21 protein-coding genes and 1 riboswitch are annotated in these 25,220 nt (G+C 57.0%); of the genes, 13 read left to right on the top strand and 8 right to left on the bottom strand.

What is annotated here, in order from left to right; all coding sequences use genetic code 11:
• Positions 1-11: 11 nt before the first annotated feature.
• The 3 genes from Q0K43_RS00320 to Q0K43_RS00310 form a co-directional block, all read right to left on the bottom strand.
• On the bottom strand, positions 12-866 hold the full coding sequence (locus Q0K43_RS00320) for a patatin-like phospholipase family protein (RefSeq protein WP_297288575.1): 855 nt from the start codon (positions 864-866) through the stop codon (positions 12-14).
• 18 nt (positions 867-884) lie between these two features.
• Positions 885-2,237 (bottom strand): MATE family efflux transporter, encoded by a 1,353-nt coding sequence (locus Q0K43_RS00315; RefSeq protein WP_297288574.1) that lies wholly within the window; start codon positions 2,235-2,237, stop codon positions 885-887.
• 139 nt (positions 2,238-2,376) lie between these two features.
• On the bottom strand, positions 2,377-3,324 hold the full coding sequence (locus tag Q0K43_RS00310; RefSeq protein WP_297288573.1) for an AEC family transporter: 948 nt from the start codon (positions 3,322-3,324) through the stop codon (positions 2,377-2,379).
• A 130-nt stretch (positions 3,325-3,454) separates the two neighbouring features.
• On the opposite strand from Q0K43_RS00310, the gene Q0K43_RS00305 reads away from it, so the two are divergent.
• The 7 genes from Q0K43_RS00305 (at position 3,455) to Q0K43_RS00275 (ending at position 11,578) form a co-directional block, all read left to right on the top strand.
• On the top strand, positions 3,455-3,724 hold the full coding sequence (locus Q0K43_RS00305) for a YlmC/YmxH family sporulation protein (RefSeq protein WP_297288572.1): 270 nt from the start codon (positions 3,455-3,457) through the stop codon (positions 3,722-3,724).
• A gap of 98 nt (positions 3,725-3,822) precedes the next feature.
• The gene (glmS, locus tag Q0K43_RS00300) at positions 3,823-5,655 is read left to right on the top strand and encodes a glutamine--fructose-6-phosphate transaminase (isomerizing) (protein WP_297288571.1); all 1,833 of its coding nucleotides are present in this window, start codon (positions 3,823-3,825) and stop codon (positions 5,653-5,655) included.
• Positions 5,656-5,674: 19 nt separating this feature from the next.
• On the top strand, positions 5,675-7,249 hold the full coding sequence (locus tag Q0K43_RS00295) for an ABC transporter substrate-binding protein (protein ID WP_297288570.1): 1,575 nt from the start codon (positions 5,675-5,677) through the stop codon (positions 7,247-7,249).
• Positions 7,250-7,351: 102 nt separating this feature from the next.
• Entirely contained in the window at positions 7,352-8,311 is a 960-nt protein-coding gene (locus tag Q0K43_RS00290) for an ABC transporter permease (protein WP_297288569.1), read from the top strand.
• Between the two features lie 4 nt (positions 8,312-8,315).
• Complete coding sequence (locus tag Q0K43_RS00285) at positions 8,316-9,188, top strand: ABC transporter permease (RefSeq protein WP_297288568.1); 873 nt, start codon at positions 8,316-8,318, stop codon at positions 9,186-9,188.
• Between the two features lie 71 nt (positions 9,189-9,259).
• Positions 9,260-10,867 (top strand): potassium/proton antiporter, encoded by a 1,608-nt coding sequence (locus Q0K43_RS00280; RefSeq protein WP_297288567.1) that lies wholly within the window; start codon positions 9,260-9,262, stop codon positions 10,865-10,867.
• A gap of 156 nt (positions 10,868-11,023) precedes the next feature.
• Positions 11,024-11,578 (top strand): helix-turn-helix domain-containing protein, encoded by a 555-nt coding sequence (locus tag Q0K43_RS00275; RefSeq protein WP_297288566.1) that lies wholly within the window; start codon positions 11,024-11,026, stop codon positions 11,576-11,578.
• 48 nt (positions 11,579-11,626) lie between these two features.
• Here Q0K43_RS00275 and Q0K43_RS00270 read toward each other — a convergent pair whose 3' ends face one another.
• A complete protein-coding gene (locus Q0K43_RS00270) occupies positions 11,627-12,124 on the bottom strand; it encodes an SLOG family protein (protein ID WP_297288565.1) in 498 nt (165 codons plus the stop codon).
• Between the two features lie 159 nt (positions 12,125-12,283).
• Positions 12,284-12,415: riboswitch (FMN riboswitch) on the top strand.
• An 82-nt stretch (positions 12,416-12,497) separates the two neighbouring features.
• Between Q0K43_RS00270 and Q0K43_RS00265 the strand changes: the two genes are divergently transcribed.
• The 3 genes from Q0K43_RS00265 to Q0K43_RS00255 all read left to right on the top strand — a co-directional run bounded on the left by Q0K43_RS00265 (position 12,498) and on the right by Q0K43_RS00255 (position 16,067).
• A complete protein-coding gene (locus Q0K43_RS00265; RefSeq protein WP_297288564.1) occupies positions 12,498-13,103 on the top strand; it encodes an ECF transporter S component in 606 nt (201 codons plus the stop codon).
• 155 nt (positions 13,104-13,258) lie between these two features.
• A complete protein-coding gene (gene dinB, locus Q0K43_RS00260; protein ID WP_297288563.1) occupies positions 13,259-14,497 on the top strand; it encodes a DNA polymerase IV in 1,239 nt (412 codons plus the stop codon).
• A gap of 199 nt (positions 14,498-14,696) precedes the next feature.
• Positions 14,697-16,067 carry a radical SAM protein gene (locus Q0K43_RS00255; RefSeq protein ID WP_297288562.1) on the top strand — a complete coding sequence of 457 codons (1,371 nt, stop codon included), beginning with the start codon at positions 14,697-14,699 and terminating at the stop codon, positions 16,065-16,067.
• 52 nt (positions 16,068-16,119) lie between these two features.
• On the opposite strand, the gene Q0K43_RS00250 is transcribed toward Q0K43_RS00255, so the two are convergent.
• The 3 genes from Q0K43_RS00250 to Q0K43_RS00240 form a co-directional block, all read right to left on the bottom strand.
• Positions 16,120-16,740 carry a YczE/YyaS/YitT family protein gene (locus tag Q0K43_RS00250; RefSeq protein ID WP_297288561.1) on the bottom strand — a complete coding sequence of 207 codons (621 nt, stop codon included), beginning with the start codon at positions 16,738-16,740 and terminating at the stop codon, positions 16,120-16,122.
• 196 nt (positions 16,741-16,936) lie between these two features.
• A complete protein-coding gene (locus tag Q0K43_RS00245; protein WP_297288560.1) occupies positions 16,937-17,425 on the bottom strand; it encodes a DUF6530 family protein in 489 nt (162 codons plus the stop codon).
• Positions 17,426-17,570: 145 nt separating this feature from the next.
• Positions 17,571-19,562 (bottom strand): fructose-1,6-bisphosphatase, encoded by a 1,992-nt coding sequence (locus tag Q0K43_RS00240; protein ID WP_297288559.1) that lies wholly within the window; start codon positions 19,560-19,562, stop codon positions 17,571-17,573.
• Positions 19,563-19,717: 155 nt separating this feature from the next.
• On the opposite strand from Q0K43_RS00240, the gene Q0K43_RS00235 reads away from it, so the two are divergent.
• From Q0K43_RS00235 to Q0K43_RS00225, 3 genes are read left to right on the top strand one after another with little or no spacing between them, the layout of a single operon-like run.
• The gene (locus tag Q0K43_RS00235; RefSeq protein WP_297288558.1) at positions 19,718-20,152 is read left to right on the top strand and encodes a MarR family winged helix-turn-helix transcriptional regulator; all 435 of its coding nucleotides are present in this window, start codon (positions 19,718-19,720) and stop codon (positions 20,150-20,152) included.
• The gene (locus tag Q0K43_RS00230) at positions 20,149-21,909 is read left to right on the top strand and encodes an ABC transporter ATP-binding protein (RefSeq protein ID WP_297288557.1); all 1,761 of its coding nucleotides are present in this window, start codon (positions 20,149-20,151) and stop codon (positions 21,907-21,909) included. The genes Q0K43_RS00235 and Q0K43_RS00230 overlap by 4 nt, the downstream gene beginning before the upstream one ends.
• Positions 21,878-23,680, top strand: coding sequence for an ABC transporter ATP-binding protein (locus tag Q0K43_RS00225; protein ID WP_297288556.1), 1,803 nt, complete (start codon positions 21,878-21,880; stop codon positions 23,678-23,680). The genes Q0K43_RS00230 and Q0K43_RS00225 overlap by 32 nt, the downstream gene beginning before the upstream one ends.
• Before the next feature lie 48 nt (positions 23,681-23,728).
• Here the strand turns inward: Q0K43_RS00225 and Q0K43_RS00220 are convergent.
• Positions 23,729-25,220, bottom strand: a 1,492-nt coding sequence (locus tag Q0K43_RS00220; RefSeq protein WP_297288555.1) for a sodium-translocating pyrophosphatase, incomplete at its 5' end; no start/stop codon positions are given.

Genomic DNA, 25,220 nt, shown 5'->3' with positions numbered 1-25,220 from the left:
CGGGTCCTCTTTTATTGTCCTGCCAGAAAAGAACGCACCTCATCCAGCCGGGCCATACCTTCATCGTAGCCGTCCTGCCACAAGGCCTGGATCTTGGCCACGTCCCGCTCGGTGCGGCTGAAACCCTGGGTGTTGTGGGGAGCAAAGAGAAGCACCCGTCCCTCTTTCTCCAGTTGGAAGAGTTTCTCCCGAGCCTCGTTATAGGTGTCAGCCCGGCGGCGCATGGTGTCGCAGAATTTGGGGTATTTCCGGTAAACCCGGTCAATGAGGGGTTGGAGTTTCTCCGGCTGCCGCCGGAAGTCCCGTTCCCGGGTGAGTACCACGATAAGCCGGTCGCATCCTTTGGCAAAGGCCCGGTCAAATGGGATGGCGTCGGCTGCGCCGCCGTCCATACAGGGTTTGCCGTCAATGTGAAAGATGGGAAAGAGAAAGGGAAGGGCGCAGGTGGCCTGGAGAATGGTAAATTTCTTGTCGCTCCGATCCACCGGAAGGTACTCCGCCTTGCCGGTGTCCAGATTGGTGACCGCCGCCTCCACTTCGCCGGGAAAGGCGTAAAAGGTATCGTAGTCAAAGGGAATCAGCTTGTTGGGAATCTCTCCGAATACAAAGTCCAAACCGAAATAGGCCCGGTTGCCCCGGCGGAGCAGATTGCCCATACCCATGTATCGCTTGTCGTTGACGTAGTTTACCATAATATCAAGATTGCGGCGGATCTGCTTAGATACATAGCTGACGCCATAAGCGATCCCGGCAGAGACGCCGATGACATAATCTGTCATAATATTGCCGGTCAGCAGGGCGTCGCACACGCCGGAAGAGAAAATGGTGCGGATGGCGCCACCCTCCAGAACGATACCAGTTTTCATGGGTACCACATCCTTTCCTTACATGGACAGCACATTCTTGCGGCACCAGGCCCGGCTATGCCAACGCAGCAGGAAGAGAACCGCCCGCAGGCATTCGTCACAGGCCATTGCGATCCACAGGCCTGCCAGACCAAGACCCAGCGGCACAGCCAACAGAAACCCGCCGCCCACGGCGGTGAGCCATGCGCTGAAAACACAGATGGTGATGGGGAAGCGGATATCACCGCAGGCCTGGAGGGCACGGCACATCACCATATTGACCGCCCGGCCCAGTTCCAGAGGGATCTCAATGATCATGATAACGCGAAACAGGTCCAGCACCTGGGGATCCTGGGTGAACAGGCGCAGCAGAGGCTGGCAGAATATCAGCAGCACCACAGCCACCAGGCAGGAGATGGTGATGGCGGCGGCCAGGGTACGTTTGACCAGCCGGTCTACGTCGGCGACCCGATCAGCGCCCATCAAGTGCGCTGTCATGACCTGCGCGGCCTGGGAAATGGCGGAGCCAAACATATAGGTGAGCATGGCGAACATATTGGCATATACCCGGGTGTTGATCACAAAAATGGCAAACAGGTTGCAGATAGACTGGATGGCCACCTGGGACAGATTGTAGGAGATGGACTCCCCGCCGGCGGGGATACCGATGCGCAGCAGCAGCCGCAGCTGATCGACAGGGAAGGGGCGCAGCAGCTTCCAGGACAGGACAGGGCCAAATTTGCGGCGGAAGAGCAGCACGATCAGAAGAACCCCTACCGCTCTGGAGATATCACTGGACAGAGCCGCTCCTGCCACCCCCAGGGCGGGCAGGCCAAAGGCGCCGCCGATCAGCACGGCGTTGCCGCCGATATTGAGCAGGTTCATCACCACCGCAACGATCATGCTCTCCTTCATCATTTGATTGCTGCGGAAGAAGGCGGTGAAGGTAAGATAAATTGCCTGGAATACCATGCCGCCGCCGATGATGCGCAGGTAGAGGCAGCTTTTTTCAAAGATCTCCGCCGGCACCTGCATGAGCGTAAAGGCAGGGCCGCAAAGAACCATGAGCAAAGCGCCCACCGCCAGACCGAAGATGCCATTGACCAGCAGGGAGAGGGTATAGGTCTCATTGACCCTTCGTTTGTCATCCGCCCCCAGATAGCGGGAGATCAGGATGGTGGAGGCGGTGGAGACGACGGAAAAGACCAGCAGCACCAGATTGGTGATTTGGTTGGCGTTGCCGATGGCCCCCACTCCATTGGGATCGAAGTGGCCTACCATGACCTGGTCGGCGTTGCCTACCAACATTTGGAGCAGCAGCTCAATGAAGATGGGCCAGGTGAGGGATAAAATGCCCGACTCACGCCGGCGAAGAACGGTTGCTTGTTCCATGGAGGGGCTTCCTTTCGGTGCAAAGATGGAAAATAGAAAGTACCGTATTAGTATAGTGTCTCCATCTCAAAATGCAAGGGGGAAAAATGCTGTCTTTTCTCCTGATCTGGGGGCCATCCTCCGTCAATTTTTGTAAAACTCAAATAAGCGCCAGGGTTTTCAGTACATAGAGCCACAGGGTCAGGGTAAAGGCGCTGAAGCCTGTGGTAAGCATAACGGTGCTGGAGGTAAGGGTGCCGTCATGACCCATGTTACGAGCCATGACAAAGCAGCTGACGGTGGTGGGGCTGCCCAACATGGTAAGGGCTGCCACCAGCTTGTCGTCCCGAAAACCCATTGCCACGGCAATGGGCAGGAAGATGACCACAAAAACCACCAGCTTAAGGGCGGTGGCGGAGAGGGCGGGCTTGATGCGGCCGATGGCCTTCTTCCAGTCGAAGCAGGCGCCCAAAGCCATCAGCCCCAGGGGTGTGCCGGTGGCGGAGATGCTCTTCACAGTCTTTTGCAGGATAGTGGGCTGGGGGATACGCAGCAGAGTCCAGGCCAGACCCACGATGATTCCCAGAATGATGGGGTTGGTGACGATCCCTTTGAGTACCTTTTTCACCGCCCCTTTGGAGAGACCCTGTTGGCTGGGGCTGGTGAGGGAGAGAACGGCTACCGCCGCGGCGTTGTAAAGGGGTACCGCGCCGATAATGATCAAACTGGCGGCGCCGGCGTTGCCATAGAGATTTTCCAGAAAAGCGGCTCCCAGCAGGGCCACGCTGCTGCGGTAGCCTACCTGGATGAACTCACCCCGGAGGGGCGGCTCCTTCAGCAGGCGGCTGAGCAGGGCGGTAAGCAGGATGGAGGCCAGGGTCGCCAAAAAGCAGAATACCACAAAAGCGGTATCCCAAACCTGGAAAAAGTCCGAGCCGGTTAGATCTTGAAACATCATAACGGGCAGGCCAACTTTAAACACATAGCTGTTGAGCTTATCCGCAAAGGCCTGAGTAAAAAAGCCCATCTTGCGGAACAGAACACCCAGCAGCATCAGCAGAAAAATAGGTACGGTACCATTGAGACAGTAGATCAGATTATCCAGCATGGCGATCCCCTCCAGGATATGCACTGATTTCATTATAGACGCTTTGCTTCATGAGCGCAAGATTACCAAACGGTAAGGGGAATGGGCCAGCCAGGGAACGCATAGGGATGGAAAAAAGGGGGAATGCGCAATGGAATGCCGGGGTTCTGAGCTGCGATACAAGGAGATCATCAATGTCACTGACGGAAGCCGTGTGGGATATGTGGGAGATGTGGTCATGGATCTGGAGGACGGGAAGGTGAACGCCCTGGTAGTGCCGGGACGGCTGCGACTGTTTGGACTGTTGGGGCGGGAGCCTGATACGGTGTTTCCCTGGTCGGCGGTGCGCCGTTTTGGCGCGGATACTATTTTGGTGGAGGGGACACAGCTCAGACAGAGGGAGCGGAGGGGACGTGATTAATTTTGGCCGTTCCACCATTGTTTTACCTGCTCTTACATGGTATACTATTACTTTAAAGTACCATATGTCATATAAGTCAAATACGCAGGAGGAACGCCATGTGCGGGATCGTTGGATATGTTGGAAGGGATGAGGCCGCGCCCATTCTGCTGGACGGCCTTTCCAGGCTGGAGTACCGTGGGTATGATTCCGCCGGTGTTGCGGTCTATGGCGCAGGGGAAGGAATGCAGGTCGCCAAAGCCAAAGGTCGTCTTCAGGTACTCTATGATTTGGTTCAGGGTGGAGCGATCCTGCACGGTACCATCGGCGTAGGGCATACCAGGTGGGCCACCCACGGAGCCCCCTCGGACGTGAACTCCCACCCCCAGGTCAGCCAGAAAGGCCATTTTGCGGTGGTCCATAACGGGATCATTGAAAACTATGCCGAGCTGCGGGAGTTCCTCCAGTCGGAAGGCGTACAGTTTGTTTCGGAGACCGACACCGAAGTGGCGGCCCAGCTGTTGGAGTATTATTATCAGGGGGATCTGCTGGACGCGGTGACCCGTACCCTCCATGCCATCCGGGGCGCCTACGCCCTGGGGATCCTGTGCGCCGACTGCCCTGACCGACTGATCGCGGCCCGCAAAGACAGCCCGCTGATCCTGGGTTTTGGCGACGGCGCCCATTACCTGGCCAGCGACGTCACTGCCCTCATCAAATATACCCGGGAGGTGTGCTGGCTGGAGGACGGGGAGATCGCGGAACTGACCGCCGATCACCTGTGGGTGTATGATTCTTATCTTCGCCCGGTGGAGAAGCAGCGCCATTACGTTGATTGGGAGATCTCCGCCGCGGAGAAGGGCGGCTATGAACATTTCATGATCAAGGAGATCATGGAGCAGCCGGAAGCCTTCCGTAAGACCATCTCTCCCCGCATTCGGGACGGGCGGGTGGTTTTGGACGACTGGCGGCTGACCGCCAGGGAACTCCAGGAGATGGACCGGCTGTATATCATCGCCTGCGGGTCCTCCTACCATGTGGGTGTGGCGGCCAAGTATATTCTGGAGAAACTGCTGCGCAAGCCGGTGGAGGTGACACTGGCCTCCGAGTTTCGCTATTGCGATCCCATCGTGTCGGAGCATACTCTGACCCTGGTGATCAGCCAGTCCGGCGAGACCATCGACACCCTGGCCGCTATGCGGGAGGCCAGGCGGTTGGGGGCCAAGGTGGTATCCATCGTCAACGTGGTGGGGTCCACCATTGCCCGGGAGAGCGACAGCGTACTCTATACCTGGGCCGGGCCGGAGATCGCTGTGGCCACCACCAAGGCATACTCCACCCAGCTGGCGGTGATTTATCTCATCGGCCTGTACTGTGCCGATCTGTTGGGTACTTTGGATCGGGCGGCCTATGACGCTATTTTGTCGGAACTCCAGCGTATTCCGGACAAGCTGGAGGAGATTTTGAAGGATCGGGCGGATATCCAGTATTTTGCCTCCCTGTATTTCAACCGGCCCTCCATGTTTTTCATTGGACGGAACCTGGACTATGCTGTGGGGCTGGAGGGTTCCCTGAAGCTGAAGGAGATCTCCTATATCCACTCGGAGGCCTACGCTGCCGGCGAACTGAAGCACGGCACCATTTCCCTGATCGAGCCGGGTACTCTGGTGGTAGCCCTGGCTGGATGCGGGCCTCTGTTTGAAAAGACAGTGTCCAACGCGGTGGAGGTCAAGAGTCGGGGGGCCGACGTACTGGGCCTTACCACCCGGGACAGGGCGGCGGATCTGAGCCGGACGGCGGATCATGTGATCGCCATCCCGGAGACCCACCCCATGCTGCTGCCCTCCCTAGCGGTGGTGCCCATGCAGCTGTTTGCCTACTATACCGCCCTCCAGCGGGGGTGTGATATTGACAAACCCAGAAACCTGGCTAAATCTGTGACGGTGGAATAAAAAAAGACGGAGGAATGACATGAGACGACTGATCGCATTGCTGATGGCAGCCGTTCTGGCCCTGGGGCTGACAGCCTGCGGCGGAGAGGAAGAGACCGCGGAGCAGGTCACGGTACGCTATGGTCTGTCCAACGCCTGGGATTCTCTGATGCCATATAACAGCCCGTCCGGCAGCAACTATACCCGCATTATCTGCGACAAGATCTATGACCGTTTGGCCTATGTTCACGCCGACGGTACCCTGGATCCCCGGGGGGCCAAGAGTTGGGAAAGCACGGAGGATGGCCTTGCTGTGGTATTCCACCTGGATGAGAAGGCGGCCTTCCATGACGGTACACCCGTGACCGCCCAGCACTGGGCGGATACCATTGCGCTGATCACCAACCCGGATTGTCCTGCTTTGGGCCGTGGTACCTTCTCCGTGTTGGCCGGCACCGACAGCAACGGCTGTGCCGTGGAGGGGGAGCAGCTGGGGGCGGAGGCGGTGGACGAGCATACCCTCAAGCTGACCTTCAAGAGTCCCACCACGCCGGAGGATTTCCTGCTGGACAAAAACCGGGAACTCTATGTGCTGCCCACCCATCTGCTGACGGATACCGCTCCCGCCCAAATCATGGATCTGGATCTGTGGGACGCCCCGGTGGGTTCCGGCCCCTGCAAGTTTGTGGAGGAGCTCCCCGGCAGCCAGCTGGTGCTGGAAGTCAATCAAAATTATCAGCTGGGAAGTCCGGATTTTGACCAGTTGGTGATCACAGTGATGGATAAGTCCAATCTGCTGTCATCCCTTATTGCGGGAGACCTGGATTACTATGCCTTTGGCGGCAATGTGTCGGTGGAGGACGCCGAGACCGCCCGGGCTGCCGGTCTGGAGGTTGTGGAAGGAGAAGTACCCAACACCTTCTACGAACTGATGCTCAACTGTGAGACCATTCCCAGCGCCCAGGTACGCCGGGCTATTGATTTGGCTCTGGATAAGGAGGCCCTGTGCCTTCAGTCCACCCGGGGCCTGGGTGAGCCCACTGCCACCGATGTGACTCCGGGCACGGAATATACCTGCGCCCTGACCTGGTCACGGGATGTGGAGGGCGCCCGCAGGCTGCTGGAGCAGGGCGGGTATGATGGTCAAACCTATACGCTGGCCTGCACCTCCAACCGCTCGGGCCTTGCCGCCCTCATGCAGCAGGAACTGGCCGAGGTGGACATGAATGTGACCATCGAGACGGTAGACTCCGCCGCCCTCTTCTCCGGTATGGCGGATGGCAAGTACGATATGGCCATTGCCAGCCATACCCCCGGCGCTCTGCCCCTGTGGTTTACCGAGAGCCGACTCAGTGAGAGCAATAATATCTTCCACATTACAGATCTGGAGCCCTATACCTACTACATCGACCAGATCAAAGCGGCTTCCGGCTGGGAGACGCGCCAGGTGCTGCTGGATAAGCTCCAGGAGCTGCTGGCGGATGAGCGGCCTTTTATTCCCCTGTGGTTTGGCCGTACCCTCCATGTGCAGTCGCCTACCGTGGATCACATTGACTACCCCTCGTCCAGCTTCTCCAACGAGAATATCTGGGCCTGGCGCATGAAGGCGGCCTGACGGGGCCTTGCCTAAATCAAATGATAAACCTCCGTAGGGCCGCCGCCCATAGCGGCCCGTGCCTCGTTCCCGGGGCCGGAAGTGCAGGAGGAAGCGATACTTATGGGATGTTATATTCGACGTCGCCTTTTGACGGCCATCCCGGTTTTTTTCGGGATCACAATCCTGGTATTCTGCATGCTCAATCTGGCCCAGGGTTCTATTCTGGACCTGATGGGGGAGGGGAGCGGCGCAACCGATGCCGACCGCGCCGCCCTGGCCGCATCGCTGGGCCTGGATCAGTCTCTGCCCCAGCGATATCTTGCCTGGTTGGGTGACCTGCTCCAGGGGGATCTGGGTACCTCTTATGCCAATGGGAGGCCGGTGGCCTATCTCATTGCCCAGCGGGTGGGGCCGTCCCTGCTGCTGACCGGCACAGGGGTAGTTCTGGCTGTGGCGATTGCCTTGCCTTTGGGTGTGATGGCTGCCTGGAAGCCGCGGTCCGGATGGGATCGTACGGCTTCCGCCCTCAGCCTGGTCAGCTTCGGGGTACCCGGATTCTTCCTTTGCCTGGCGGGGATCTTCCTCTTTTCCGTTACCCTGGGCTGGTTGCCGGCCAATGGGATGTATTCCGCCGGGCGGTTTACCGGTTTGGGTGACCTGATCCGCCATCTGATTCTGCCTGCCGGAGTGGTTTGCCTGAGCAGCGTAGGGGAGTTGGTGAAACAGACCAGGACTGCTTGCCTGGAAGTAATGGGTGAGGACTATATCCGTACTGCCTGGGCCAAAGGACTGACCGACCGGGCGGTCATGGTGCGTCACGCGTTTCGCGGTGCGCTGATCCCGGTACTCACTACCATTCTCAGCCATATTCCCCACATCATCGGCGGGTCCGTGGTGGTGGAGCAGGTATTCGGTTGGCCCGGTATGGGCAGCCTGCTGTTTTCCGGTATTTCAAGTCGGGACTATGCTGTGGTGATGGGAGTCACGGTGATCATTGCCCTGACGGTACTCCTGACCAATTTGCTCCTGGATCTGATTTACGGCATTGCCGATCCCCGGGTGCGCTATGGGAAGGGGTAGGGCCATGGAAATGACACGGTTGGACCGGGGCCCCTGGGCCCGGTTTCGAAGGGATCGGCGAGCGATGGCCTGCCTGTTGATCCTGAGTTTGGAGCTGCTGGCAGTCTTTCTGCTGCCCCCGATGCTGGGCCTTGCGCCCAATGTCAGCGATCTGGAGGCCGGCTTCTGGGCGCCGCCCTCGGCGGAACACCCCCTGGGTACCGACGATGTGGGCCGGGATTTGTTGGCCCGTTTGCTCAGCGGAGGGCAGGTCTCTCTGCTGATCGGCCTGAGTTCTGCGGCCATCAGTGTGGCGGTAGGCGTGCCTCTGGGCCTTTTGGCAGGCTATCGCCGGGGCGCGTGGGAATTTTGGATCATGCGGCTTGCCGATATCTTTCAAACCTTTCCCAGTATTGTGCTGGTATTGTGCCTGGTAACGCTGACGGGCGCCTCGGTCCTCAATCTTGTGCTGGTATTGGGACTGCTGGGATGGACTGGCATCGCCCGGCTGGTATACGGCAATACTCTGGCGGTGCGCGACCGGGAATATGTGGTGGCGGCCAGGGCTTTGGGCGCCAGGACGGGTACCATTCTGCGGCGCAACGTACTGCCCAACGTTATTTCCCCGGTGTGGTGTTCCATTCCCCTGCGGGCGGGGCGGGCCATTTTATCTGAGTCCAGCCTCAGTTTTCTGGGTTTCGGTATCCGGGCGCCCCAGGCCTCCTGGGGCAGTATGATCCAGTATGCCAGCAACCTGACGGTATTGACAGGCCGGCCCTGGGTATGGCTGCCGCCGGGACTTTGTATTATTTTAACAGTGCTGTGTCTGGCGGGGATCGGCGACGGGCTGAGGGATGCCCTGGATCCCCGATATTATGCTGGGAGAGTTGCGCGGTGACGCTCAAACTGTACGTCCAGCTCCGGCCCGTATAGGACCGAAGCTATTTTTTAAACAATGAAAGGGAATATATGGTAAATGTTTTGCTTTTGTGCGCGGTGGTGCTGATAGCCTGTATTCTGGCCGGACGGCTGTCCCAAAAGGCTGGTGTGCCTGCGCTGCTGCTGTTTATGGCGTTGGGAATGCTTTTTGGTTCTGACGGGCTGCTGCGGATTCCGTTTGATGATTTTACGGTGGCGGAGCAAACCTGCTCGGTGGCGCTGATTTTTATTATGTTTTATGGCGGCTTCGGCACCCGCTGGGAGGCGGCCAGGCCGGCGGCAGTGCGGGCGGTGGCCCTTTCCACCCTGGGTGTGGCGGCGACGGCTTTGCTGACCGGGCTTTTTTGCCACTTTGTGCTAGGCTTTCAGCCGCTTGTTAGTTTTCTCATCGGTGCGGTCATCAGTTCTACCGATGCCGCCTCGGTCTTTTCCATCCTGAGATCCAAGAAACTGAGCCTGCGGTATCACACGGCTTCTCTTCTGGAATTGGAGAGTGGCAGCAACGACCCGGTCTCCTATATGCTGACGATGATCGCACTATCACTGATGGGTGTGGGGGAGAACGGTAATCTGGCGGGAATGATTTTTGCTCAGGTGGCCTTTGGCATTGTGCTGGGGGTGGCGGTAGCGGGGCTGGCCATCCTGGTGTTACGCTGGCTGCCCCTGGCTGATGGACTGGATTCAATTTTTGTGTTGGCAGCCGCGCTGCTGTCTTATGCCCTACCTGCCGCCGTAGGGGGCAACGGATATCTGGGCGCTTATCTGGCGGGCATTCTTCTGGGGAATGCCAAGATCCCGCACAAGGTATCGTTGGTCCATTTTTTTGATGGGCTCACCGGCCTGGCGCAGATCATGATTTTCTTTCTGCTGGGCCTGCTCTCCTATCCCACACAGATACCCGCCGTACTTTTTCCTGCTGTCGCTATCGCCCTCTTCCTTACTTTTGTGGCCAGACCGGCGGCGGTCTTTCTCATGCTGCTTCCATTTGGATGCAAGGTGCGGCAGTGCTTGCTGGTATCGTGGGCGGGCTTGCGCGGCGCGGCGTCCATCGTCTTTGCCATTATGGCTCTGGCCAGCGGAGCGGAGATCGGCTACGACTTGTTTCACATCGTGTTTTGTATCTCGCTGCTGTCGGTGGCAGTACAGGGTTCTCTGCTGCCTTTGGTGGCCAGACGGCTGAATATGGTGGATACTGAGGATAATGTCAGCCGTACGTTCAACGACTACCAGGATCAGCGGCAACTGCATTTAACTCGTTTTCGGATAGAGGCCGGACATCATTGGGAAGGGAAAACCGTAGGAGAGTGCAGTTTGCCTGCCGATGCTCTGGTCGTCACCATCCGGCGCGGCGAAGAAAATCTGATCCCCAATGGAAGCACGGTAATTTGTGCAGGGGACCTGCTGGTGGTGAGTACGCCGGTCTATGAGGACGACGGAGGAGTCAGTCTGAAGGAATTACCGGTGAAGGAACACAAAGACTGGATCGGCCGCACTATCCGGGAGCTGGATCTGCCTGGGGAGGCACTTATTGTGTTGGTTCGCCGTGCGGATGGTACTGCCGTGGTGCCGAAAGGAGGTACGGTACTCTGCCAGGGCGACACGCTGGTAGTCAGCGAAGGGGAGGATGTTCAGTCCTGAAATGAGAGGGAAAAAATAGGCCACCAGCCAGAAAAAACCTTGCCATTACCAAAAGGAAAGTGTTATCATAATATCAACAGAGCAGAGAGAACGCCTTTTGATACCTAATATACCGCCGAGGCAGGAAAGGAACTGTCCAGCAAGGGGGCTACAACGGTGGACGGGATAATTGATCTGGTGGAAAAAAAGCAGTTCCGGGTCATGCTCAATCCGGTACGGCAGGAGATGGTCCATCTGCTGCGGCTGGTGGCCAGGCCCCTGTCCGCCAACGAGGTAGCGGAACGGATGCAGCTTTCACCCAATGCGGCCCACACCCATTTGACTAAATTGGTAAAGATGGGGCTGGTATCCGCCAAGGAAGGTAAGCGGGTGGACGGGAGTCAGACGACTTATTACCAGATGCGGGACGTGAAGCTGCGGCTGTGCCTGGGGCGGAGAGATCCCTTCCAGGGTGAACGGGAGGCGTTGGCAGCCAATCTGGTGGACAGTACATACCGCAGCCTGTTGGACAATGTGTATCGTTATGATGAACAGACGCTGCATGACTACGGGGTACTCCGGTTTGGGGCCCTCCATCTGGACAGCGCCCAGCGGATAGAACTGATGGAATTGGTAGAACGCTACCTGGAAGAGCATGGCGGTCTCCGCCCGGAGGCAGAGGAACATTGGGAGTATGTGGTATTGGCCTACCGGGCAGGTAAAGATCTGTAATATGAAACGGTGGAAAAGGGGCTGCCCCCTTTTCCACCGTTTTTACGTTTAAAGATAAAGAATATCCAGCGTAAGGCCCTGTTTCATAGCGTAACCAATGGTATACATCGTACCGCCCAGCATTCCGTCGTAAACGGCAATGAGCCGGGCGGCGTGGTCTACCAGATAACGGTTGCGCCGGAGCATGCAGTTCTTGTCGTAGTGACGTTGTACCATGGTTTCGCCGTCGCAGGAAGCGACCAAGGCGTAGTATCGGTCTCTGTCCCGTTCAGACCACCGGGCGGCCTGTTCCTCACAGGGGATGACCGCCTCCAGGGTAACACCGGGCAGCCGATCCCGCAGAGCCAGCACCGCCTCGCAAAAATAGAAGTCTGAGCCTCGGGCCATCCCACACAAAAAATGCCGGCATCCCGCCTCATAGGCCGTTTCCACGGCGGTTGCCAGCTTGTCTTTCAGCTCCAGACAGCGTGGGTCCTGTTCCGCTTCCCCCCAGGGCAGTTTTTCCGGCCGGTGGCCGGTAAAACAGCAGCTGATCTCCCGTTGCATGGCGCACCCCCCGCTCCAAGTTCATCTTATGAACCATATTGTAGTATATTCAGCAGGACAAGTCAATGAAAAATCGAACATTTGTTTTGCAAATTTCAGCACACAGAAAGTGGTTGCAAATAAAGCTGAAATGTGTATAATAGGGAATGATAACTGAATGACTGTCTTCAGGGCAGGGTGAAAATCCCGATCGGCGGTATAGTCCGCGAGCCGTTTTGTGGCTGACCTGGTGAAATTCCGGGACCGACAGTGACGCATTTACTTGCGAAGTCTGGATGGAAGAAGACGTGTGATACCATTGGCACGCTCCCATTGCTTGGAACTCTGAACGGCAGTTTGGTTCAGCAGATCCAGTAATGAGGAGTGTTTTGTTATGACGAATTCTGTTTCCGCCCGGCGGCGGGTTGGGGCTCGTGCCGTTACGGTCACAGCTATGTTTTCGGCTGTGGCCTTTGTGCTGATGTTCCTGGAATTTTCTCTTCCTATCATCCCCAGCTTTGTGAAAATGGATGTATCCGAGTTGCCTGCCTTGCTGGCAGCCTTCGGCCTGGGGCCGGTGTACGGTGTGGTGGTGTGCCTGGTGAAAAACCTGCTCCATCTGCTCATCACCACCACCGGTGGTGCGGGGGAACTGTGCAATTTCCTGCTGGGCGCCTGCTTTGTGTTTCCGGCGGGCCTGATCTACCGGCTGCATAAATCCCGCAAGACCGCTATTCTTGGTGCGCTGATTGGAGCGGTCATCATGGCCCTGCTGTCCATTCCGCTGAACTACTATGTGACTTACCCTATTTATGCCAACTTTATGCCCATTGATACGATCATCAGTATGTATCAAGCCATCCGGCCCTCGGTCAACGGGCTGCTGGAGTGCCTGATTGTGTTCAATGCGCCCTTTACCCTGTTGAAGGGATTACTGGTAGCAGCTATCTGCTTTTTGGTCTATAAGCCCCTGTCTCCTCTGATCCACGGTAAACGGTAATACAAGCAAAAAGACCGGCCCATACGCCGGTCTTTTTTGCTGCTTCCAGCAAATAAAACCTACGGAGATATAGAACGGATGTTTGACTTCTAAAGAAAGAAGGCATATAATATAAGAAAAGACCGTATCCTTTTGGCAGGAAGGAGGGGGCGGATGTGGACCGGGTCATTTTTCACTGTGATTTGAACAGCTTTTATGCCTCGGTGGAACTGCTGGACCATCCGGAGTTGAAGGACAAGCCGGTGGCGGTATGTGGAGACCCGGAGAGCCGTCACGGCATTATCCTGGCTAAAAATGAGCCGGCCAAACGATATAAGGTTCAGACTGCCGAGACCATCTGGCAGGCCCGGCGGAAATGTCCGGACCTGGTGCTGCTGCCCGCCCACCACTGGAAATATCGGGAGTACTCCCGGAAAGTCAACGCTATCTATGAGCGATATACCGACCTGGTGGAGCCCTTTTCCATTGATGAGAGCTGGCTGGATGTGACGGGAACGCTCCACCTGTTCGGCGGGGACGGGAAGGCGCTGGCCGATGAGATACGCCGTGTGATTCGGGATGAGCTGGGCCTCACCGTGTCGGTGGGAGTGTCTTTCAATAAGGTTTTTGCCAAAATGGGCAGTGACTATAAAAAGCCGGACGCTACCACTGTGATCACGCGGGAGAATTATCGGGAGTTGCTGTGGCCTCTTCCGGTGACTGATCTGCTCTTTGTGGGCAGGGCGGCGGCCCGGGTACTGGCAGGGTACGGTGTGCGTACCATTGGGGATCTGGCCCGCTTTGACCGGGAGAGTTTGGGGGAGATCCTGGGGAAGGGTGGCTACACCCTCCACGACTATGCCACCGGCAGGGAACATGGGCCGGTGATTCCGGCCCGTGAAATGCCCGGCCCCAAATCGGTGGGCAGTGGGCTTACCTTTCCACGCAATCTGGTTGGATGGGAGCAGCTGCATACCGCGCTGTCTGAACTGGCCGACGAGGTGGCAGTCCGCCTGCGCAAACACGGCCTGAAGTGTACCACTGTGCAAATTACAGTTCGCGACCCAGCTTTCAAAGACATCTGCCGCCAGAAGCGGCTTACCGCGCCCACTTATGTATCCCGGGATCTGACCGAGGGGGCAATGGAACTGCTGCGCTCCTGCTGGAGCGAGCGCCAGCCGGTACGCGCCCTTACGGTTACCGCTCAGAATCTGCTGGAAGAAGAGACGGCAGGGGAACAGGTAGACCTGTTCGCAGCCAATGCCATTCCTCGCCGGGATAAACTGGAGAAGCTGGAAAGAGCCATGGACTCCATTCGGGACAAGTACGGTCACAAATCGATTGCCATTGCTTCCGTCGTCCATTCCGGAGAAAAGCGGGAGCGTGACAACCAGAAATTGCCGCCGTCTGGCTAATATAATATGAAATATTATATGGCGGAGTGGTAAAAATTATATAAATAGAGAGGAAGATTCTGAAAGGTTTTTAAGCAAACTGCCGTTTTTGTATAGAGTTTGGACAGGAAACGGGTTTTGTCTATTTTCAATTTTCATCAAAAACGGTATTATGACCACAACGATAGGTATTGTTATGCCGTGAAAGGGGTAAAGAAAGATGAAAATTCCTGACAGCCTGAAGCGATACGGTCTGGCCAAGGTGTTTGATTATTTGGATAAAGATCCCATGAACAATATGAGCAAGGTCATGGATCTGGTCAATAAATTTGCAGGGGATACCCTGTCTCTTCAGCGCGAGGCTTTTGATCGGGTCATCAACGATAAAGATTCTTGCTGGCACCAGCTGATCGAGAAGGTCTGGACTCAGACGGATCCCGATGTCCTGAAGACGGTATTCAACAACTTCTTTGTCAACGCCAACCTGGTGGGTTGGCCCAAGCAGGAGAAGATGCGGGAGAAGTATGGCTGCAATATTCCCTGGGCTATCCTGCTGGATCCCACTTCTGCCTGTAATCTGCATTGCACCGGCTGCTGGGCGGCTGAGTACGGCAACAAGCTCAACCTGACCTTTGATGATATCGATTCTATCATTACTCAGGGTAAGGAACTGGGCATCTATATGTACATCTACACCGGCGGCGAGCCTCTGGTGCGCAAGAAGGATATTATCGCTCTGTGTGAGAAGCACAGCGATGCGGCGTTCCTGTCCTTCACCAACGCTACTCTGATTGACGAGGAGTTCTGCCAGGATCTGCTGCGGGTAAAGAACTTTATTCCCGCCATCAGCCTGGAGGGCTTTGAGGAGGCCAACGACAGCCGCCGTGGCCAGGGTGTGTACGAGAAGGTTACCAATGCTATGGCCCTGCTGAAGAGCCATCACCTGCCCTTCGGTATCTCCACCTGCTATACCAGCGTCAACTACAAGGACATCACCAGCGAGGAGTTCTACGACAAGATCATCGACCTGGGCGCCTACTTTGTGTGGTTCTTCCATTACATGCCCGTGGGCAATGACGCCGCGCCCGAGCTGATGCCCACCCCCGAGCAGCGTGAGGAGATCTATCACCGTATCCGCGCCATGCGCCAGACCAAGGGCATCTTCGCCATGGACTTCCAGAACGACGGTGAGTATGTGGGCGGATGCATTGCCGGCGGCCGCCGCTACCTGCATATCAACGCCAACGGCGATGTGGATCCCTGCGTCTTCATTCACTACTCCGACTCCAACATCCATGAGAAGACCCTGCTGGAGTGTCTGCAGTCCCCGCTGTTTATGGCGTACCACAACAACCAGCCGTTTAACGACAATATGCTTCGTCCCTGCCCCATGCTGGAGAATCCCGAGTGTATTGAAAAGATCGTACGGGAGACCGGTGCCCACTCTACCGATCCCCAGTCTCCTGAGACCGTGGAGCATCTGACGGCCAAGACTCATCCCTATGCCGACAACTGGAAGCCCACTGCCGATAAGCTGTGGCAGCAGGCGCACCCCCAGTGCGGTGGCTGCACCGCCTGCAGCGGCAAGTAAAAAACCTACATAATAAAACAAGGCCTCCGTCCCGCGGGACGGAGGCCTTGTTTTATGAACGTGTGGTGGTACCGCGTTTGGTGAGATTGCGGATACTTTCCGCCAGGTTTTCCTGATGGACCTCTGCGGCCCGAAAGCGAAACAATGCAAAATTCAAATTGAAAAGGGTACCCAGTACCACGGCGGAGATCACGGTGCCGATGCCGACCTGTCCGCCCAGCAGCCAGCCGATGATAATCACGCCGATCTCCACCAGAGCCCGGCAGAGGCCGACAGAATGGTGGCTTTTTCGAGCCAACGCTACCATCAGAGAGTCCCGCGGACCGGCGCCCAGCGCCGCCTTCATATAAAGCCAGGTACCAATGGCCAACAACTCCAGCCCGCCCAGCAGCATCAGCGTTCCGGAGAACAGATTCTGCATCAGGGGCATCCAGCCGTGGGCCAGCATGAAATCAATAAAGATGGCGCACAGGGTGATATTCAGAATGGTGCCGATGCCGAAGCCCTCTCCGAAAAGGATGGCAACACCGATGGCGGCGGCGCCGACAATGACGGAAGCGGTACCGTAGGTAATGCCGAAAGTCTGAGCCATACCCTGCTGTAATACGCTCCATGGCTCCAATCCGATATTGGCCTGAAGCATCATGACAATGCCCACTGCACTGACAACCATTCCCAATACGACCCATAACAAACGGCGGGGATAGTGAGAAACCATGTGGTATGAACCTCTTTTCCCAACAGACTCAAATAGAAATCTACGCTGCCGGAGGAAACGCTCCTGGGCACAGATTGAGGCGCCGCTGAAACAGCCTATAACAGTATAGCGAATTACCAGACAATTGTCAAAAAAAGATAACTTGCTGCCTTCAGCCGTGATAGCCTAACTCAGCCAGCAGGCGGGCCAGTGTCTGCATCCGCTCGCCAAGCAGATCGCCGTCCCGGGCCAGCGCGTCCCGGAACAGGGCGATATCTTGGCCAATGCACTCGTTTTTCGTACATACCGCCACCGTCATCGCATCGCCCTGAAGCCCCACCCGATCAATTTGCGGATGATCGGGGTCAAACAGGGCGGGGTAGCGGTAACTCTCCTCCCGGATGTAGTGAACCGCCCGACAGGTGAGGATAGCCAGATCCAGCACACGATGGAGGGGCAGTTCTTCCGACTGGCGGGACCACTTCTCACCGGTATGCCGCCAGACTTTTGCAGAGACGTCTACCCGGCCTCGGTCATTCCACTGCGCCAGACCAAGGCTAAGACCCTGGGCATCGGTATCATAAGCGTAACGGCCATCAATGTTGCCGTAATCTTCAACTACAAAGACAGGCTTGTGCTTTAAATTGGTTGGAATCCGCATCGTATACCTCCAAAATATAAGTAAATTACTAATTTACTAAATTAGTAAAAGTATATCAGGCTGTTGGGAGATCGTCAAGCCCCCGAGCATCCTGAGATTGACACAGGGGACGCCGTACAAGTACGCCGTCCCCTGTGTCGGTGTATTAATCCTTGTGATCCTCTACAATCTCGCCGCTGCGGAATGCCTGAACCAGAGCCATCAGATCGTCGATTTGCTCCTGGAGTTGGCGGCCTACGTCGGTGCCTGCAATTTTCAGCCGGGACTCCAGCCGCTCGAATACCACAGAGGTGGAAGCGATGTCCTGATTCTCACGAATGGCATTGGCCCTGCCCACAAAGGGTTCATGGGAGACCAACCGGAAGCAGGAGGAGTTGTAGATGAGGGTATAGCCTGCAATGCCGGTGGTTTTCTGATAGGCCTTGCAGAACCCGCCGTCGATGACCAGCAGCTTGCCGCCTGCCTTCATGGGACTCTCGCCCTTTTTGGATTTCACCGGGATGTGGCCGTTGATGATATGGCAGTGAGGGCCCTCCAGCCCAAACTGCCTGAGGAGGAATTCGCAGACTGCGGGATCGTTGTACAGCTGGTAATAGGCATTTTTGGGTTCGGTCCAGGTGGACTCGTCCAGAATGAGCCGCCGCTCAAAAGTAGTCATTCGGTTCCGCCCAAAGATGGGGCTGTTGCGGCCCGCCCACAGGAACCAAAGGAAGTCCATACCGAACTCACGTTCCTCGGTTCCAGGCTTACTGTAATAGGCACGGCGGGCATTGGTGTCGGCATAGTCCAGGAAAGCCTTGCCCGACAGAGTAACGCCGCCGATGGTGAAGGACTGAAGCTGGCCGTCTTCCGTCATGGGAATGCAGCCGTGGAAGAGCAGGTTGCCGTTGTAGATCTTGTACAGGCTGCCCTTGGAATAGAGGAAGCGGACGTGGCGCTGAAGTTTTTCACTGTGGAGGAAGGAGCTGGTCAGCTGATTGATGAGGGCGCTCTCCTCCTGGGTGAGGGTATAGGGATCGTTGGGATCCACGGTGGGGAAGTCGGTATCCTTCAGGGGATAGGTGGTACCGTCGATAGTGATACACTTATTCTCGTAGTCGATCTTATCCAGCAGCAGCCGGTCTGCCATGCCGAAGCAGGGATTGCGCAGCAGTTTCTGACCCTCCAGCTTGAAGAGGATGATGGTGATGGCCTTGTGCATCCGGGCGGCCAGCAGCTTGTCTTTTTCAGTGTAGTGAGCGGCGTCTTCACCGGTCAGCTTGACCTCAAAACAGTGGACGTCGCAGTCCTTATACACCTCGTTGGCAAACACGGACAGGGGGCGCAGGGAGATGCCGTAGCCCGTTTCGATGACCTCCAGGTTATTGTAGCGCAGGGAGTTGGCCAGCACGGTGGCCACCAGGGTGCGGGAGCCGGAGGCGGCCCCCATCCACAGCACGTCGTGGTTGCCCCACTGGATGTCGACGCTGTGGTAGTCCATCAAAGAGTCCAGAATGATGTCCGCACGGGGGCCCCGGTCGAAGATGTCGCCCACCAGGTGGAGGTGATCCACGGCCAGACGCTTGATGAGTTCGCACAGCTGCACCAGGAAGTTGGAGGCCCGGTCGATGTCGATAATGGTGGAGATAATATTTTCGTAATAGTCCCGCTTGTCCATATCCTCATAGTGGGTATGGATCATTTCATCAATGATGTAGGCGTACTCCGGCGGCATGGCTTTGCGGACTTTGGATCTGGTGTATTTGGAACTGACCAGCCGGCACATCTCAATCAGACGATGGAAGGTGATCCGGTACCACTCCCGCATGTCGGGGGTCTCTCGTTCGATCTCCTCCAGCTTTTCCTGGGGGTAGTAGATGAGGGTGGCCAACTGATCCAGGTCGGCCTTGGACACGGTGGTGGCAAACAGGGAATCCAGCTTTTCCCGCACCACGCCGGAGGCCGAATTCAGGATATGGAGGAAGGCCTCATACTCCCCGTGGACATCGGAGATAAAATGCTCGGTACCCTTGGGCAGGTTCTGGATGGCGTGGAGGTTGATGATCTCGGTGCTGGCGGCCTGGACGTTGGGGTACTGTCGGGCCAGCATTTTCAGGTAGTGCAGGTTTTCCGGGCGGTATGCTTTCTTACCTTCCATGGGGAGGGCCTCCTTTTTTGCATTGGGTGGTAATATTATCCCACGTTGCGGGCCGTGTTGCAAGTGGAAAGGCCGCGACAAGGGCTTGACAGGCATTTTCTTAGAACTATAATTGATATATCAATGATTGACATATCAATTTGGAGGGGAGAGAGATGGAGAAATCGTTCCATATGCTGCTCTACCGGGCGTTTCATGCTCAGCGGGGGGCGTTGCGGCCCTGCCTGGCACAGGTGGGACTGGGAACAGGGCAGCCCAAACTGCTGGGGTATTTGAGCAGCCATGGCCCCAGTTCTCAGCGGCGGCTGGCTGATTACTTTGAGATTGATCCCGCTGCGGTATGTCGGATGTTGGATAGTCTGCAAAAGGGCGGGTTTGTGACCCGCAGTGCGGACGGGCAGGACAAACGCCGGGACAGGCTGGAAATCACCCCTGCCGGGCGTCAGGCTTACGATGCCTGGCAGGCCTGCTGCCGGCAAATGGAGGAGCAAATGCTGGCAGGTTTTGCGCCTGAAGAGCGGGAGCAGTTTGCCGATTATCTGAGCCGGGCATACTGCAACCTGAAAACGGGGAAGGAGGAGCAGCCGTGAATGAACTCAGGCGCCTGCTGTCCTACCTGGGGCCGTATCGGCGGGACATGCTCATCGGATCGCTTTTGGTGTTGGTGGAGACTGCGTTTGAGCTGGTGATACCGGTGTTGATGGCGGATCTGATCGACGTGGGTGTGGAAAACCGGGATCTGCACTACATTGTAATAAAAGGACTGCAGATGGGTGGATGCGCCTTGCTGGCGCTGATTACCGGTTTGCTGTATGCCCGCTTTGCCGCCCGGGCTGCCTACGGCTGGGGCGCGCGGATCCGTGAGGCGCAATATGAGAAAGTGCAGGGTTATGCCTTCTCTAATCTGGACCATTTTGAGACCGCCTCCCTGGTTACCCGCATGACTACCGATGTGACGGTACTCCAGAATGCCGTCAACGGTGGGCTGCGTCCCCTGGTGCGCAGTCCGGTGATGCTGGTGATGGGTCTGGGCCTGTCCTTTTGGATGAATGCACGCCTAACCATGATTTTTGTAGTGACCGCCCCCATTCTGGGGCTTATTCTCTATTTTGTGGTGCGCAAAGTGGCGCCCATGTACGGCAGACTCCAGAGGGCCATGGACCGGCTTAACAACGTGGTGCAGGAGGGGCTGACAGCCATCCGGGCGGTAAAAGCTTTTGTGCGCGGCGAATATGAGGAGGAGAAATTCCGGCAGGTCAATGAGGAACTGATGGAAACCAGTCAGCGGACGTTCCATATTGCTGTATTCAATCTGCCGGCGTTTCAGTTCACCATGTATACCGCAATCGTACTTCTTTTGTGGTTCGGCGGTGGTATGATCCTGGACGGCAGCCTTCAGGTGGGGGAACTGACCGGTTTTCTCAGCTATGTACTCCAGGTTATGAACTCCTTTATGATGATCTCCAACGTCTTTTTACTGCTTACCCGGTCTCTGGCCAGCGCCCACCGCATTGCTCAAGTGCTGGATGAGGAACCGGCTCTGACTAATCCGCCGGAGCCTGTCAAAGAGGTGCCGGACGGTAGCGTGGAATTTGAGGGGGTCTCTTTCAAATACCACGCCCGTGCCAGGGAGTATGCCCTGTCCGGAGTGAGTCTGCACATTGGGGCAGGGCAAACGGTGGGTGTGCTGGGAGGCACCGGATCGGCCAAGACCACACTGGTGCAGCTGATTCCGCGACTGTATGACGCGACTGAGGGTGTAGTCAGGGTAGGGGGACATGACGTAAAGGACTATGACCTGACAGTATTGCGTGACGCGGTCAGCATTGTGCTTCAGAAAAATGTGCTTTTCTCCGGTACCGTCCGGGAGAATCTGCAATGGGGCGACTCCAATGCGGATGACGAGACCCTGTGGAACGCCTGCCGGGCTGCTTGCGCAGACGAGTTTCTGGAGCGGATGCCGGAGGGCCTGGATACCGATCTGGGGCAGGGAGGCGTCAACGTCTCCGGCGGACAGAAGCAGCGGTTATGTATTGCCCGGGCCCTGCTGAAAAAGCCGAAGATTCTGATCTTTGATGATTCAACCAGCGCAGTGGACACCGCTACTGAGGGCAAAATTCGAGAAGCTCTGGCCAGGTTGACCGGTGTGACCAAAATTATCATTGCCCAGCGGGTCACCTCGGTGATGAATACCGACCTCATTGTAATTCTGGAGGACGGTAAGATCCACGCTTGCGGTACCCATCAACAACTATTGGCGCAGGACCCCGTATATCAGGAAATTTACGCATCCCAGATGAAAGGAGGGGAGGAAGATGGCCCGTCAGATCAGCAGCAGGAAACCTAAACACTTGGGCTATACCCTGCGTACCCTCCTATCCTATCTGGGGCGGCACAAGTTTTTGCTGCTGGCAGTGGCCGTGCTGGTTACGATCAGTGCGTTAGCTAACCTGCTGGGCACCTATATGATCCGGCCATTGGTCAACAACCTGGCAACAGGGGGGGTGGAAGCCCTGCTGCGAGGGGTGGCCCTCACTGCCCTCATCTATCTGGCAGGCGCTTTGGCCGCCTGGGGTTATACCCAGACCATGGTCAAGGCGGCCCAGAAGGTGCTTTTTGATATCCGCCGGGATCTGTTTGCCCATCTCCAGAAGCTGCCGCTGCACTTTTTCGATACACGCCGCCACGGCGATGTGATGAGTTACTTTACCAACGATGTGGATACCATTTCGGACGCTTTGAATAATAGCTTTGCCATGGTAATCCAGAGTTTTATCCAGGTGGTCGGTACGTTAACCATGCTTTTTATCCTGAACTGGCGGCTTACTCTGGTAGTGGCGGTGTGTTATGTGGTCATGTTCCTCTACATCCGCTACAGCGGGAAGCGGAGCAAAGCTTACTACAACAAGCAGCAGGCGGCACTGGGGGATCTGGACGGCTATATTGAGGAGATGGTGGCCGGGCAAAAGCTAGTCAAGGTATTCAACCATGAAGAGGAGAATCTGCGCCGTTTCCGGGAGAAGAACGAGTCCCTGCGCAAAGCGGGCACCGGCGCGCAGGGTTATGCCGCCACCATGATCCCGGCGGTGGTAAGCATTTCCTATTTTAATTATGCCATTGTGGCTGCACTGGGGGGCTATATGGCCATGCGGGGCATGACCGATGTGGGCAGCCTGGCCAGCTATCTGGTTTTTGTGCGGCAGGCAGCCCTGCCCATCAACCAGTTCACCCAGCAGAGTAATTTTATGCTGGCTGCCCTGGCAGGTGCCGAACGGGTTTTTGAGGCTATGGACCAGCCGCCGGAGGTGGATGAGGGTCAGGTGAGAATGGAGAAGCGGGACGGAGGCTGGGTTTGGCGCAAGCCGGACGGCTCTGCGGTGCCCCTGCGTGGGGACGTTCGCTTCGAGGATGTCACCTTTGGCTATGACGCCGGCCACCCCATTCTGAAGGATATAAGCCTCTTTGCCAAACCGGGTCAGAAAATTGCCTTCGTGGGGTCCACCGGCGCAGGAAAGACCACCATTACCAATCTGATCAACCGCTTCTACGACGTGCAGAAGGGGCGGGTGATCTACGACGGGATTGACGTGAAAGACATCCGGAAAGACGATCTGCGGCGATCCCTGGGCATGGTGCTTCAGGACACCCACCTCTTTACCGGCACCATTGCCGATAACATTCGCTTTGGTAAACTGGACGCCACCATGGAGGAGGTGGAGCAGGCGGCGAAAATTGCCAATGCCGATTCCTTCATCCGCCGCTTGCCCCAGGGATATGAGACTATGGTGACGGCAGACGGCGCCAACCTGTCCCAGGGCCAGCGGCAGCTGCTGGCCATTGCCCGGGCGGCGGTGGCCGACCCGCCGGTGCTGATCCTGGATGAGGCCACTTCCTCCATCGACACCCGTACCGAGGCCCTGATCGAGAAGGGCATGGATCAGTTGATGGAGGGGCGCACGGTATTTGTCATTGCCCACCGGCTGTCCACCGTCCGCAATGCCGACGCCATCATGGTGCTGGAACACGGGCGGATCGTGGAGCGGGGCAGCCATGAAGACCTGCTGGCTCAGCAGGGGGAATACTACCAGTTGTATCATGGGATGTTTGAGTTGAGCTGAAATAGCATAAAAAAAGGACGCCTTTAGGCGTCCTTTTTTTATGGTTTCTTAGAACAGGTGAATGGTGGTGATCAGGCCGGAGAACACGATGGAAACGGTAGAACAAAGCTTGATCAGGATGTTCAGAGAGGGACCGGAGGTGTCCTTGAAGGGGTCGCCCACAGTGTCGCCGATAACGGCGGCCTTATGGCAGTCGGAACCCTTGCCGCCGTGGTGGCCGGCCTCAATGTACTTCTTGGCGTTGTCCCAGGCACCGCCGGCGTTGGACATGAATACGGCCACAACGAAACCGGTGACGGTAACGCCGCCCAGCAGGCCTACCACAGCCTCAGCACCCAGGATCAGGCCGGTAATGACGGGAACGATGATAGCCAGCAGGGAGGGGATGACCATCTCATGCAGAGCGCCCTTGGTACACAGATCCACGCAGGAGGCATAGTCGGGGTCGGCCTTGCCCTCCATGATGCCGGAAATCTCACGGAACTGACGGCGGACTTCCACCACGATGGACTGGGCAGCCCGCTGCACGCCGCTCATGGTGAGGGCGGCAAAGATAAAGGTGAGCATAGCGCCGATGAAGAGTCCTACCAGCACAGCCGGGTTGGTAAGGGACAGATCCATGGCGTGATCCAGCTTGCCCTTGACCACGTCTACATAGGAGACCAGCAGAGCCAGAGCGGTGAGTGCGGCGGAGCCGATAGCGAAGCCTTTGCCGGTAGCGGCGGTGGTGTTGCCCAGGGAGTCCAGCGCGTCGGTGCGGTTGCGCACTTCCTCGCCCAGGCCGCTCATCTCGGCGATGCCGCCGGCGTTGTCGGCCACAGGGCCGTAGGCGTCGGTAGCCAGGGTGATGCCCAGGGTGGACAGCATGCCCACAGCGGCGATGCCGATGCCGTACAGGCCCTTGGAGAAGAGAATCTCATACTCCGCCCCGCCGGTGGTCAGGGAGCCGCCGGAGGCCAGGAAGGAGACAATGATGGCGATGCCGATGATGATGATAGGAGCGGCGGTGGACATCATACCCAGGGAGATACCGCCGATGATGGTGGTGGCGGCGCCGGTCTCGGTGGAGTCGGCCAGGCCCTGAGTGGGCTTGTAGGTGTCGGAGGTATAGTACTCGGTGAAGTAACCGATGGCGCAGCCGGCCACCAGACCAGCCAGGATGGAGATGTAGGGACCCCAGGAACCCATGATAAAGTAGGTGATGGGGGCGGCGGCAATGGCAGCCAAAATAGCGGCGGTGTAGGTACCCTTACGCAGGGTGGCCAGCAGGGACTTCTGAGTGGCATTCTCCTTGGTGCGGATCAGGAAGCTGCCCAGAACGGAGCAGATCACGCCCACCACAGCGATGGCCAGGGGCAGCAGCATGGCGTTCCAGGTCAGATTTTCAGTGGCATAAGCGGCGGCGCCCAGGGCAAAGGTAGCCAGGATAGAACCAACGTAGGACTCATACAGGTCAGCGCCCATGCCGGCCACGTCGCCCACGTTGTCGCCCACGTTGTCGGCGATGGTAGCGGGGTTGCGGGGGTCATCCTCAGGGATT

The organism is uncultured Flavonifractor sp., assembly GCF_944383115.1.
Taxonomy (GTDB): Bacteria; Bacillota; Clostridia; order Oscillospirales; family Oscillospiraceae; genus Flavonifractor.
The sequence above is the reverse complement of the archived record's forward strand: the minus strand, read 5'-3'. Positions and strand labels throughout refer to the sequence as shown.